Source organism: Paenibacillus sp. 11B, from assembly GCF_030487755.1.
GTDB classification, from domain to species: Bacteria; Bacillota; Bacilli; order Paenibacillales; family Paenibacillaceae; genus Paenibacillus; species Paenibacillus vandeheii.
Genome location: NZ_JAUKNS010000007.1, coordinates 314,530 through 327,598, shown reverse-complemented (window position 1 = coordinate 327,598; position 13,069 = coordinate 314,530). Strand labels below are relative to the sequence as shown.

The 13,069-nt window shown below is 46.9% G+C and carries 13 protein-coding genes and 1 other annotated feature; all 13 genes read right to left on the bottom strand.

Features of this window, described 5'->3' with window-relative positions; translation table 11 throughout:
• Window positions 1-402: 402 nt before the first annotated feature.
• The gene (locus Q0V21_RS27250; protein WP_301881465.1) at window positions 403-2,118 is read right to left on the bottom strand and encodes a LysM peptidoglycan-binding domain-containing protein; all 1,716 of its coding nucleotides are present in this window, start codon (window positions 2,116-2,118) and stop codon (window positions 403-405) included.
• Between the two features lie 193 nt (window positions 2,119-2,311).
• Window positions 2,312-3,196: a branched-chain-amino-acid transaminase gene (gene ilvE / locus Q0V21_RS27245; protein WP_024633951.1), complete on the bottom strand. Its 885-nt coding sequence runs from the start codon at window positions 3,194-3,196 to the stop codon at window positions 2,312-2,314.
• 140 nt (window positions 3,197-3,336) lie between these two features.
• Complete coding sequence (pheA, locus tag Q0V21_RS27240) at window positions 3,337-4,218, bottom strand: prephenate dehydratase (protein WP_079347316.1); 882 nt, start codon at window positions 4,216-4,218, stop codon at window positions 3,337-3,339.
• The gene (gene thrB / locus Q0V21_RS27235; RefSeq protein ID WP_301881464.1) at window positions 4,215-5,183 is read right to left on the bottom strand and encodes a homoserine kinase; all 969 of its coding nucleotides are present in this window, start codon (window positions 5,181-5,183) and stop codon (window positions 4,215-4,217) included. The genes pheA and thrB overlap by 4 nt, the downstream gene beginning before the upstream one ends.
• Window positions 5,180-6,250, bottom strand: coding sequence for a threonine synthase (gene thrC / locus Q0V21_RS27230; protein ID WP_079347320.1), 1,071 nt, complete (start codon window positions 6,248-6,250; stop codon window positions 5,180-5,182). The genes thrB and thrC overlap by 4 nt, the downstream gene beginning before the upstream one ends.
• Window positions 6,251-6,371: 121 nt before the next feature.
• Window positions 6,372-7,658, bottom strand: coding sequence for a homoserine dehydrogenase (locus Q0V21_RS27225; RefSeq protein ID WP_024633955.1), 1,287 nt, complete (start codon window positions 7,656-7,658; stop codon window positions 6,372-6,374).
• Window positions 7,659-7,752: 94 nt separating this feature from the next.
• Window positions 7,753-8,190, bottom strand: a complete 438-nt coding sequence (locus tag Q0V21_RS27220; RefSeq protein WP_024633956.1) for an ACT domain-containing protein — start codon at window positions 8,188-8,190, stop codon at window positions 7,753-7,755.
• Between the two features lie 227 nt (window positions 8,191-8,417).
• Window positions 8,418-9,728: a GTPase ObgE gene (obgE, locus tag Q0V21_RS27215; protein ID WP_024633957.1), complete on the bottom strand. Its 1,311-nt coding sequence runs from the start codon at window positions 9,726-9,728 to the stop codon at window positions 8,418-8,420.
• A 17-nt stretch (window positions 9,729-9,745) separates the two neighbouring features.
• On the bottom strand, window positions 9,746-10,483 hold the full coding sequence (locus Q0V21_RS27210) for a Spo0B domain-containing protein (RefSeq protein ID WP_024633958.1): 738 nt from the start codon (window positions 10,481-10,483) through the stop codon (window positions 9,746-9,748).
• Between the two features lie 151 nt (window positions 10,484-10,634).
• Window positions 10,635-10,946 (bottom strand): 50S ribosomal protein L27, encoded by a 312-nt coding sequence (gene rpmA / locus Q0V21_RS27205; protein WP_024633959.1) that lies wholly within the window; start codon window positions 10,944-10,946, stop codon window positions 10,635-10,637.
• A gap of 23 nt (window positions 10,947-10,969) precedes the next feature.
• Complete coding sequence (locus Q0V21_RS27200; protein WP_079347324.1) at window positions 10,970-11,299, bottom strand: ribosomal-processing cysteine protease Prp; 330 nt, start codon at window positions 11,297-11,299, stop codon at window positions 10,970-10,972.
• A 13-nt stretch (window positions 11,300-11,312) separates the two neighbouring features.
• Complete coding sequence (gene rplU, locus Q0V21_RS27195; protein ID WP_024633961.1) at window positions 11,313-11,624, bottom strand: 50S ribosomal protein L21; 312 nt, start codon at window positions 11,622-11,624, stop codon at window positions 11,313-11,315.
• 14 nt (window positions 11,625-11,638) lie between these two features.
• Window positions 11,639-11,723 (bottom strand) — a sequence feature (ribosomal protein L21 leader region).
• Window positions 11,724-11,779: 56 nt separating this feature from the next.
• Window positions 11,780-13,030 carry an Rne/Rng family ribonuclease gene (locus Q0V21_RS27190; RefSeq protein WP_079347326.1) on the bottom strand — a complete coding sequence of 417 codons (1,251 nt, stop codon included), beginning with the start codon at window positions 13,028-13,030 and terminating at the stop codon, window positions 11,780-11,782.
• Window positions 13,031-13,069: the final 39 nt, after the last annotated feature.

The following is a 13,069-nucleotide window of genomic DNA, read 5'->3' as shown; positions in this document are numbered from 1 at the left end:
TGATTTCTCAGCGTCGATCTTGCAAGCAAGATCGTTACTCACTCGTTGTTCAGTTTTCAAAGATCAAACTTGTTTGTTACTCTTCACCCTGTCAACACTGTGTTTCAGCGGCGACTTAAATAATATATCACACTGACGAAACCAATGCAATAGTTTTTTCGAAAAACATTTAATAGATTCTAAATCCCCGTCTTCCCTGCTAAACCTATTTTGATTTGAAGCACTATCTCCTTATTCATAACATCACATAATATGGCTTTCTTGAGATCTACTAAGAGTCCTAGCAGACGAGACATTACCATTATGCTCTTGTATTCTCCTATTTCAATACAATACCCAAAAGGCCAACTCTTCTGACAGTCGGCCTTTTGAAGCTTAATGCTTTTCACTTACTCTACAATGTTATTGTTGTATCCATGGATTTCTACGCTTTTTGTCTGAGCTGCGTTTAGTGGATGTTCCGGTTCGCTCTCTTGATGTTTTCCCGGACACAGATACTTTGGATTTGGCTTTTGCAGCAGGTCTGGCTGTTCTGCCCTTTGCGGTTCCTGTTTTGGCTGCTTGTTTTGGCTTCGCTTCAATATTAAACTCAGCCTCATTCTCTGTAGCCGACTGGCTTAGACTTGCCTCGTCACGTCCGCCCTTTTTGCCTTCCCCCTTGCCTTGTGGAGGATACATTTCACCAAATGCACCAAGCGGAGACGATGGCACCATGTTCTGAGTAGGATATGGGTTTTGATACGCATACTCGATTGGCTGATTTGGCATCATGGATGTAGTCATTTCGGGTTGCATCCCGTATGGATTGTATGTGCCCCATCCTGAGTTCTGATAGTTATGTGAGGGATATGGGTATTGATGATTGGGCATATGATGGTTGGGCATATGATGGTTGGGCATATGATGGTTGGGCATATGATGGTTGGGCATATGATGGTTGGGCATATGATGGTTGGGCATATGATGGTTGCCACATCCACATGGCGGGTACGGAAGCATAGAGTAAGGAGAAATGTGCGGTGGTTGGTGGTTCATATGATCATTGGCTGCAAATGGAGGAAATGGGCTGTTCACCTGACCTGCTGGAGCGATCGGATATGAATTGTTTAGCATTTCAGCAGATACGTTTGGCATAACGTTGTTATGATTATACTCTGTGCCGGTCCAAGGCGTGTTCGATGTATTCCCCATGGAGTACGGACTCACTTCTGGTATACCCGGGAAAGTATTATTGTCATACGCCCCGGCCGTGTACATGTTTTGTGGAGCAGTGTAAACCTCTTGTGCTGGTACAGGAACTTGAGCATACGGATGCTCGGCAGGAGCATGAAGCATTTTACTGCCGCAACCACACGGAGCTTTGGTAGCAGGCGCCACTTCTGTAGGCCATTTCATGTTGTTGTTAGGTATTTCTGGTAAAGGCATGACTTCAGGTGAAATATTAGGCATCGTATACGTCGGCGCTTCAGTTATTGGTTTTAACTGCACTTCGGATTTAGTATTTTCTTTTTTGTGAACTTCCTTCTGCGGCTTCTCTTCAGGAATTTCAGGTAATTGTGGAAGAACTTCCACTTCTGGCTTGATATTAGGTATGACTGGATTTGCAGGTACCGGAGCTGGAACCGAATTGGAGACTTCCGGTACAGGTGCTGGTTCAGGGGCTGGGGCTACTGGTACAACCGGAGCCGTTTCTTCTTTAACTCCCGTGTATTCTTTCCCTTCTGGTGACAGCTTCTCATTAGCAACATTGGATGATGCATTGTTCTCTGAAGCTGCATTTCCCCCTGCATTGCCTGCTGGGATGTACACGGTTTCCCCTACAAGTAGAGCATTTGGATTTTTCAATTGCGGATTGGCATTGATCATGTCTTTCAACGGAATTCCCCATGCCTGTGACAACTTCCACAATGAATCGCCTTGCTGAACTTTATGACTGTGCAACATGCCTTCTGGCTTTGGTGTTACAGGCTCCGCCGGAATTTTGACCTTCATGCCGATCTCCAACTTGTCGGGATCTGCAATTTGCGGATTAGCTGCGATAATTTTGTCCAACGCTACATTATATTTTTGGGACAGCAGATATAATGTGTCGCCTTTTTTCACCATGTGTATTTTCACTTGGAACTAACCTCCTAGACGTGATACTTGGGCAGTGCATTCGCCCATACCGTTACTACATCCTATGCAGAAATTAGGCTAATGACATCAACTAAACAAAAAAAATCCTTCCTGCCCCAAAAACCACATACTCCGGGTATGCTGAATTTCTGAGACATGAAGGATTTCTTGCTCCCCTATTCAGGTCGTGCCATTAATCTTCCCAAACTTTGTAACCGTCTTTGTCGACAATTTGACGGAACGCTTCCAGCAACCTCAAGGTTACAGGACCTGCGACACCCGTTCCAATCGTTCTGCCGTCTACTTCATAAGCAGCAATAACTTCTGCAGCTGTTCCAGTGAAAAAGACTTCGTCGGCAATGTACACATCATGCAGTGTAAATGGCACTTCTTTTAATTCAAGGTCCAACTCACCGCACAGATCGATAATGGCCTGACGTGTAATTCCTTCGAGTGCCCCAAGATAACAAGGTGGCGTATAGACCACACCATTTTTAATAATAAAGATGTTATCACTGGAGCCTTCCGTAACATATCCTTGGGAATTCAGCATAATCGCTTCACCAGCACCTGCATAGGTGGATTGAATTTTAACAAGGATGTTATTCAGATAGTTCAATGATTTAATTTTTGGATTAAGGGCATCCGGGATGTTGCGGCGCTGGGATACAGACACGGCTTTCAGCCCGGTAAGATACGCTTCCTCCGGATAGATCGCCAGTTGCTCTACAATGATGATAACGGATGCTTTAGGGCAGCGGAGCGGATCAAGACCCAGATTACCAGGTCCACGCGAAACGATCAGACGAATATAACCGTTACGCATATCATTACGACGTACCGTTTCAGCCATCACTTCCAGCATCTCATCATAAGACAGTGGAATGTTCAGACTGATGGATTTAGCCGAATCGTACAAACGATCCAAATGCGCTTTGCATCTGAAAATGTTACCGTTATAAATCCGAATACCTTCGAAAATACCGTCTCCATACAAAAACCCATGATCATATACCGAAACGGTTGCGTTCTCTTTGGTCACATATTGACCATCCAAATAAATCCATTGTTCTGACACCGATGACTGCACCTCCATAAAATTTTCCATTCCTTGATTCCGAAACTAGATTTATCTCGTTCATTGTACAACAAATGACAAGCTATTTCTTGCTCATTTTACCCAGTCATATGACAATCCTCAACAATGTTCGCCCTGATTCAGGTCGTTTTTAACGAAGGATATGTATAACACGGATAGCTGCCAAGAACGCGCACCTGACAATTCAATGCCTCAATCTCAGCCATCGCTGCGGTAAGCAATACGGAATCTGCACTTTCCTCAACATCAATGTAAAAGTAATAACTACCCAACCTTTTCTTCGTTGGACGTGACTCCAATCGGGTCAGGTTCAGTTTTCGCCAGGCAAAAGCCGACAGCACCTGATGCAATGCACCCGGCGCATCTTCAGGTAATGTAACCAGCAAACTGGTTTTCACATGATCAGGCTCTCGTGGTATCTGTACTGGCTCGTGACCTATCAGCACAAAACGAGTATAGTTGTTGTCATGGTCGGTAACCCGTTCAGCCATAATGTCCAAACCATGCTTCTGTGCAGCAAGCCTTGTGCCGATCGCAACCCAGCCTTTGCCAGGATTTTTTTTCACAATTTCTACAGCTTCTGCTGTACTGTTCACACCCTCAAGATCTGCTCCAGGTGAATGCAGGCGAATAAAATTCTGGCATTGCGGAATCGCTACGGGATGGGACATAATCTTCGTAATTTTCCCGAAATCATATTCGCCACTCGCTGTCCTGAACTCGGAGCCATGCCCAATCACATTTTGTATGGATGGATACACCCATTCTGCCTGCATCGGAATGTCCACTTCGTTAACCAGCCAGTCCATATGCAAGCTAACGGAGCCTTCAATCGTGTTTTCAATGGGTATGACGCTGTACTGGGACTCTCCACTATCCGTAGCACGGAAAACATCAGAAATCAGCTTGGAATGAAGCAATTCCAAAGGCTCCCCGTTAAACAGAAAATCTACTGCTTCATGAGAAACGGAACCTTCAGGTAATACTGCAATTCGTTTCATGCGTTAACTTCCCCTTTAACTCTGTCCATAAAAGGACTTTCATCTTGATCAGGCAGCATGGTAACACCCTCCAGGTCCGGATCTAACCACAATGCCGATGCAGTGATGCCTTCACGGCTCATCGTGTCTATTAAATATTGCTCCAGCTCATGCTTACGGTTATCATGACGATCTACCATCGTCAACACGGTAGGTCCGGCTCCACTCAAAGCGGCTCCAAGCGCGCCATGACTAACCGCGTTCTCCAGGATATCAGCCATGCCGGGTACCAAGGATGCCCGGTAAGGTTGATGAATCCGATCCGACATCGCCTTTTGAATCATGTCCAATCTTCCACTGGCCAAGGCAGCAACAAGCAAGGATGATCTGCTTATATTGTGAATGACATCCGATTTGTCGAACTGCTGCGGAATGACATTTCTGGCTTTTGAAGTGGACAACTCGAAGTCCGGCACGATGACCAAAGTTTGCAAATCCTGATGCGGCTCAATGCGAATGTGGTCTACCCGACTGCCATCCCACGCTGCTGTAATGATACCTCCATATAGTGAAGCACCTACATTATCCGGATGTTTCTCCAGCGACGTAGCCATGTTAAGAAGCTTGGCATCAGATAATGGAGTGCCAATTAATGCATTAGCAGCAGCCAATGCAGCTACGATGGTCGATGCACTGCTTCCCAGTCCCCGAGCAAGCGGAATATCGGAATACATGGAAATCTCCAACTCCGGCACGGAGACCCCGGCTTCGTTGAAGACCATCTGTGCAACTTCATATATCAAATTGGATTTATCTGTTGGAAGACCCGTCAGATGATCCCCATGTAAATGGAATGTCGTCTGCTCAGCCGGTTTCATCTCAAGCCAGGCATACAGAGACAATGCCATGCCCAGGGTATCAAACCCTGGACCCAGATTGGCTGTACTTGCAGGTACCTTAACGATTACCCTTGGCTTCAAGCTCATACGGATTGTTGCTCCAGTTGCGCAATTGCCGCCATAACCGCTTCTTCGGAATCGTCTACAACAAGCGGCTCAGTCGCTACCGTTTTGATGGCGATATTAGGATCTTTGAGGCCATGTCCTGTCAGTACGCACACCACAGTCTCTCCGCCTTTAAAGTACCCTTCACTCTTCAGTTTGTATACACCGGCAACAGAAGCAGCGGACGCAGGTTCAGCAAAAATCCCTTCACGAGCAGCGATCGTACGATAGGCTGTCAGAATTTCTTCATCAGTAACATAGTTAATCTGTCCGCCAGACTCTTCAGCTGCAGCTACAGCGGTTTTCCAACTTGCCGGATTACCAATTCGAATAGCTGTTGCTACGGTTTCAGGCTCAAGGATCGGTTCACCTTTGACAATCGCCATGGCGCCTTCCGCTTCAAAACCGACCATACGAGGCAGGGAATTCGATTTGCCTGCTTCTTTGTACTCCTTGAACCCTTTCCAGTAGGCAGAGATATTTCCTGCGTTCCCCACCGGAATTGCGAGTACATCAGGTGCCTGACCCAGCTGCTCAATAACTTCAAATGCAGCCGTTTTCTGACCTTCAATCCGGAACGGATTCACGGAGTTCACGAGCGTAATTGGATGTTTGGCCGTAATCTCACGTACAATTTCCAATGCACGGTCAAAGTTGCCATTGATCGCAATCACCTTGGCTCCATAAATCATGGCTTGAGCCAGTTTACCCAGCGCAATGTTGTTATTCGGAATCAATACGATACAATTTAGACCCGCACGAGCCGCATAGGCTGCTGCTGCCGCTGAAGTGTTGCCTGTCGATGCGCACATAATCGTGCGGCTGCCTTCTTCCATTGCTTTAGCGACAGCCATAACCATTCCGCGGTCTTTAAATGAACCTGTTGGATTCAGACCTTCATATTTGAAATATAAATTCAATCCAAGTTCCTCGGACAGATTCTCGGCATGAACCAGGGGTGTGTTGCCTTCGTGAAGCGTAAGCAGGGGTGTATTTTCATTAACCGGCAGGTGCTCTCTGTATGTTTGCAGTAATCCTTGATATCTCATTGTGGGTAAACTCCTTTGTCAATTATTAAATCGAATATGATTGCATACATCTATATGGTTAATCGTGTACCTTAAAACCTGGACTTCAACTTGAAAATTCAAACCGTAATTTGGGAACGAATTATCCTTCTACCCGATACACACTCTTAATGCGACGAATGACGGCAAGGGACTCAAAGTGTTTCAATACTTTATCCATGCTCGCCTTGCTAGCGTTATGCGTAACGATAATGATCTCAGCATCCGGGTTATGCTCGTTTGGCTGTTGTACAACTGAAGCCAGGCTGACTTCGTATTCAGCGAAGATTTGAGTAATTTGCGCCAGTACCCCTGCCTTGTCATCCACATGCAGCAAAATGAAATTTTTCGACATAATATGCTCGTCACTTTGCAAGCGTTTCTGTTTATAAGGCACAATCGCTTTGAGACCATTCACGCCCAGCTTGAGGTTTTTGATCACAGCCACGATATCCGCCACTACAGAAGTAGCTGTCGGGAGCTCACCGGCACCCGCACCGTAGAACATGGTCTCACCTACAGCTTCACCATGAACATACACAGCGTTGAACACCCCATTGACGGAAGCAATCGGATGATTCTGTCTTACCATCGTCGGCTGAACACTAATCGTGATCTCATCATCCCGACGATCTGCGATACCCAGCAGCTTCATCTCGTAGCCGAGTCTTTTGGCATACGTAATATCTTCACGGGTTACGGATGTAATCCCCTTAACGGTCACGTCTTTCAGTTCGACATTGGTGCGGAAGCCCAGCGTACCCAGAATCGCCATTTTGCGAGCTGCATCGAGTCCTTCGACGTCCGATGTTGGATCGGTTTCTGCATATCCGAGTGCTTGAGCCTCTGCCAGAACCTCTTCATACGAGGCGCCTTCCTGGCTCATTTTAGTCAAAATAAAGTTCGTTGTTCCGTTCACAATCCCCATAATGCGGGTAATCCGGTCGGATGAGAAGCCTTCAATCAGCGTGCGGATGATCGGAATGCCCCCTGCCACACTCGCTTCATAGAAGACATCACATTGCTTTTCCTGTGCCTTGGCCAAAATCTCGGAACCGTGCAGAGCCATCAGATCTTTATTTGCCGTAACGATATGTTTGCCCCGCTCCAGCGCTTCAAGAATATACTCTTTGGTCTGATCAATGCCGCCCATCACTTCCACGATAACATCAATATCCGGGTGACGAATGACTTCCCAGGGATCTACCGTGAGCTTCGCACGATCTACAGCAATGACACGATCTTTCTCCGTATTCTTCACTGCAATTTTCTCTATGACAATCGGTGATCCAACCTGACTGCTCAGATCCTCCTGATTCCCTTCCACGATGCGAACGACCCCAGTACCCACCGTACCCAGACCCAACAATCCCACTTTTACCGGTTTCACCAACGCTCTACCCCCATTGTCTTTTTCTCCTTCACCCCTGTACGATTCAACCATCCATACAACTTATACCTAAACGTTTTAAGATAACGTCTATTTAACCTTGGCCTACAATGCGCGTGCGTCGAACCCCGGGCATATCCTGCATCCGATCGAGCATTTCTCCGATTTCCCCATGGAGATGCGATGTCTCCACCGAAATGACAACGTTGGCTCTTCCCTGGAGCGGGATACTTTGATTAATGGTTAACACGTTGGCTCCATAACCAGCTACATGTCCGAGCACACGAGACAGTATTCCTGACTGATGCTCCAAATCAATGGAGATCGTTACAATTCTCTCCCGTTCAAGCTGGTTGATCAAATGGATGCCATCCTTGTACTTATAAAAAGCACTTCGGCTTAATCCAACCTGCTCAACCGCCTCATGAACTGTTTTGACATCTCCGGAAGCCAGCAGTTCTTTAACCTGCATGGTCTTCACTACAGCCTCTGGCAAAATGTCTTCCCGTACTAAGTAATAGCGTTCGTTCACAGAACGTCCTCTCCTCAAAGACTCATGTATTCATATAGTGGACATTATAAAGGATCTATTCCAAAAGGGCAATACGTTACATGTCTATTTTTGAAAAACTGTTCCTAACAGTATACAAGTTTATCCTGCGTGCAGGTAAGAAAAAATAAAAAAACGCAGAGCAGCGGGTCATCTCCCACTTCTCTGCGTATGTTCTAGCCTTTATTTGTACATAGCGGCCAACTGCCTTAGTAGTAGCTGCTGCCTTCCACAAATTCGAACTCAAATTCGCCAATGCGTACAATGGTGCCTTCTTCAGCTCCGCGTTTACGCAGTTCCGCATCCACACCCATATACCGCAATGTACGCGCCAGTTTGAGAATGGCTTCATGGGAATTCAACTGCATCCGTTTCATCATACGTTCAATCTTGGCACTTTCGACAACGAAGATTTCGTTCTCCCGTACAATACGGAAGCCATCGTCCTCTTTCTTGTCCAAGCTGTACACTTTACGTTCGGATAAGTCTGCCACTTCTTCAACCACTGGCTCGTCCGGAATTTGATCCAGCAGATCAGCGGCACGATACAAGAGCTCTTGAATGCCTTTCCGTGTCAGGGATGAAATAGGCATAACTTCAATATCCGGTTGAACCTCACGAGCCTTCTGCAAGAATTCTTCAAGATTAGCTTCGGAGTCTGGCATGTCCATTTTATTCGCTGCTACAACCTGTGGTCTTTCGGCGAGAACAGGATTGTACAATTTCAGTTCCTCGTTGATTTTCTGCCAGTCTTCGAACGGATCACGTCCTTCGGAACCAGACATATCAACGACATGAACGATGATACGCGTCCGTTCAACGTGACGCAAGAACTCATGTCCAAGTCCAATACCTTCATGAGCACCTTCAATCAGACCCGGCAAGTCGGCCATAACAAAGCTGCGGCCTTCTCCCACACCAACAACACCCAGGTTAGGTGTAATCGTTGTAAAATGATAGGCTCCAATCTTTGGCTTGGCTGCCGATACAACAGACAACAGCGTGGATTTACCAACACTCGGGAAACCAACTAAACCGACATCTGCCATGACCTTAAGCTCAAGTACGATGTACCGCTCTTCGCCCTCTTCACCATTTTCGGCCAGTTCTGGCGCTGGATTGTTAGGCGTGGCAAAACGGATATTTCCCCGTCCGCCTCGTCCACCACGAGCAACAACAACCTGTTGACCATGACGTGTCAAATCAGCCAGTACTTCTCCACTGTCTTCATCCAAAATCACAGTCCCTGGTGGAATACGTACAATCATGTTCTCAGCGTTCGCGCCATGCTGACTTTTATTACGTCCCTTCTCACCGCGAGGGGCCTTGAAGTGACGTTGGTAACGGAAATCCATCAACGTACGCAGACCTTCATCCACACGGAAAATGATGTCAGCTCCTCTGCCTCCATCGCCCCCGGCAGGTCCGCCGTTCGGTACATACTTCTCACGACGAAACGAAACAATTCCGTCCCCTCCGTCTCCGGCTTTCACATAAATCTTAGCTTTATCTACAAACATTGGTTAACCCCTTCTTCCTATATTCCGCAAGGCATTCTGAATTGTATAAACGTATCCTCAGACGGAAGCTGCTCCGTTCTGACTTTTTTTCCTTTGAGTACGGCATTGAGCTGCCGCAGTGTTTCCGGATCGGGTGTTTGATCCCCATCCAGCCGAACAACCACATCTCCATGGTCCTGTCCGAAGTTCAAGGTCAGTTTGCGAACCTCTCCCCAAGACGACCGGCCGCCGCCATATTGATAGGCACGAATCGCATCGGCAATCGCCCCCGTAAGTGACTCGCCATCCTCGGGAGAGACCAGAGCACTAAGCTGTAACTCTTCCTCTACTACCACATGCAATTCCAGAGCGACTCCACTGGTCCGGAAAGATTGAAGATAAAAAACGAGTGAAGGAATACCCAATCTGGAGATTCGGCTTTCTTCGTTAACCCGCTCTACTATTCTTTCCACACATTGCACTGATTTATCAAGTTTGCCCAGCCGAAGATATCCATATAACACCTGAAGATCGTTCATCCAATCATGCCTATGATGATTTAATGATGCAATTGCTGTCTTTTCCATAGATTGTATGATGGTTCTGCGTTCCGCCTCTGCCTGTCTTTTCATCACGTTCACAGAAACAAAAAGCACCGCGACGGACCACAATGCGTACACAGCCATTGAAATAACCACTGGATACAGCATAACGAAAACCAAAGGAATCAGAAGTGAACATGCCGCAATCCACGGCACTCTTTTCCAAGATTTCATGGCTTCTCCCCGTTCTACAAAACTCGGTTGGTTTAATCCCCACCGTACACAAGTATAACATGTCTTTTCTGCCAGTTCATTATCGAATAACCTAAAAATACAAAAAGCCTCCGGCAAAAATGCCGAAGGCTCCTTAGGCGGAATGCCGATATTATGCTTCTACTGCAGCTGCTACTGGAGCAACATTCACAGGGTAGATGCTTACTTTTTTACGATCGCGTCCCCAACGTTCGAATTTCACAACGCCGTCAACTTTCGCAAACAAAGTGTCATCTTTACCGATACCCACGTTAGTACCTGGGTGAATTTTCGTACCGCGTTGGCGAACGAGAATGCTACCACCAGTTACTGTTTGACCGTCAGCACGTTTAACGCCAAGGCGTTGTGCGTTACTGTCACGACCGTTCTTCGTGGAACCTACACCTTTTTTCGATGCGAATAACTGAAGATTTAATTTCAACATGATTGGTTGTCCTCCTTCTTTAATTATTTGACTTGCTCTATCTGAATATACTTTCCGTATGACTCTGCAATATCAGTGAGCATAAGTACCATGGATTCGAGTAGCAATTGTACCTGGGACCAGGTTCCGTCTTTCTCCAGCACCGGTAAAGAAGCGCTTAAAAAGCCATTCTTCATCTTAGCATCCATTTCGACACCAGTCAGTGTTTCGATCGAGTTCACCGTACCCACTGTAACAGCGGATACCCCGGCACATACGATGTCTTCTCCTCGCTTGGCAAAATTAGCATGCCCTTTGATGGAGAAACGATCGATGCTCCCGTCATCATTACGAAAGACTTGAACGATAATCACTTATCGCACCTTCTTACGCTTTGATTGCTTCGATAGTTACTTTAGTATACGGTTGACGGTGACCTTGCTTCACATGGTAGTTCTTTTTAGGTTTGTATTTGTATACAACAACCTTTTGTCCTTTGCCATGTTTCTCCACTTTAGCCGTTACAGTTGCTCCGGAAATCAATGGTGTACCTGCTGTCAAACCTTGATCGTTAGATACAGCCAGGACACGGTCGAACGTTACGCTTTCGCCATCGTTCGCAGTCAATTTTTCGATGAACAGAACATCGCCCTCTTGGACTTTGTACTGTTTGCCACCAGTTTCAATAATTGCGTACATTTGCCTTGCACCTCCTCATGTCTCAGACTCGCCCGGTCTCAGGTGACAGTGTCCTTGCGGAACTGTTCTTGTACCCGGCCAGTGCGGTTACAGCATGTGCAAGACCGTTAGGCTAAACACATACCTGAAGATTATACCACCAACTATACTGAAAATCAATGCAACGGTGAAATATATCTTTTGCCTGTCCCATGACAGGAAGAACACGGCTCCACATAAGGGAGCGTACTCTCTTCCCGTACCTTCTTACGAGTAAGTTCGAGCAACCCCAGCTTGGTCCACCCCATGACAAAAGCCTTGGTTCGATCCTTCTTGAGTTCATTTTCCAGCGTTGCCGCAACTTCATGCCGATTCGTCGCTTCCTCCATATCAATGAAATCCACAATAATCATGCCGCCGATATCCCGAAGACGCATTAAACGGGCGATCTCAACCGCTGCCTGCATATTCGTCTCCGTTACGGTCTCTTCCAGACTGTCACCGCCCGCTCCCGTGTACTTGCCTGTATTAACATCAATTACAGTGAGCGCCTCGGTATGATCAATGACAATATACCCGCCTCCAGGCAGCCATACCTTGCGGGCAAAATCCTTGTTCAACTGCTCCTGCACACGATAAGCGGCAAAAATCGATTCTTCTCCCCTGTACACCTGTACTTTAGGTTTATGGCCTGGACAGATTTCCTCCAGCAAAGCACTCAATTCCCTGGCTTGTACTTCATTATCTGTAATGACTTCATCGCTGCCAGGCGTATACACATCTCGAATAATCCGCTGAACCATACTGTGATCCCGATGCAGCAGGCTTGGTGAAGGCAAGCTATTCGCTTTTTCACGGATCAGACGCCACTGCTCACGTAATGTTTCCAGGTCGGCCTGAATGGCTTCCCTCTGTTCCTCTGCGGATACGGTTCGTATGATAAGCCCCTCTTCGTCCCGTCTCAGTTGTTCGCCGAGCGTCTTAAGGCGGGATCGATCGCCCTCACGGGCAATTTTTTTGGAGACGGCTACATAGTCCGCCAAAGGCATGAAGACAAGCCAGCGGCCCGGCAGCGAATAATGAGTCGTCACCCGGGCTCCCTTGCTTCCTACTGGCTCCTTCAGGACCTGGACGATTACATCCTGACCTGGACGAAGCAGCTCCGCGATTGAAGGCTTCACTTTCGGTTGTTTCTCCAGATTGGGATGCAAAACATCGTCCACATACAGAAAAGCATTCTTTTTCTGACCGATATCCACAAAAGCAGCTTGCATACCTGGTAACACGTTCACTACCCGTCCTTTGAAATACGAACCCAGCAGCCCACGCTCGCGTGTACGCTCTGCCATGAACTCTACAGCTTTGCCTTCTTCCAGAAGCGCCATTTGCATGAGGTTATGTTCATTATGTACAATCATTTGTTTCATGGCTTCACCTCTAGAAGACTATTCAATTCATCCACATCC

Coding starts and splice junctions, on each gene's coding strand:
- pheA (WP_079347316.1), bottom strand. CDS start 4,218: ATGAAACGAATTGCAGTATTACCTGAAGGTTCCGTTTCTCATGAAGCA.
- thrB (WP_301881464.1), bottom strand. CDS start 5,183: ATGAGCTTGAAGCCAAGGGTAATCGTTAAGGTACCTGCAAGTACAGCC.
- thrC (WP_079347320.1), bottom strand. CDS start 6,250: ATGAGATATCAAGGATTACTGCAAACATACAGAGAGCACCTGCCGGTT.
- obgE (WP_024633957.1), bottom strand. CDS start 9,728: ATGTTTGTAGATAAAGCTAAGATTTATGTGAAAGCCGGAGACGGAGGG.
- Q0V21_RS27210 (WP_024633958.1), bottom strand. CDS start 10,483: ATGAAATCTTGGAAAAGAGTGCCGTGGATTGCGGCATGTTCACTTCTG.
- rpmA (WP_024633959.1), bottom strand. CDS start 10,946: ATGTTGAAATTAAATCTTCAGTTATTCGCATCGAAAAAAGGTGTAGGT.
- rplU (WP_024633961.1), bottom strand. CDS start 11,624: ATGTACGCAATTATTGAAACTGGTGGCAAACAGTACAAAGTCCAAGAG.
- Q0V21_RS27190 (WP_079347326.1), bottom strand. CDS start 13,030: ATGAAACAAATGATTGTACATAATGAACATAACCTCATGCAAATGGCG.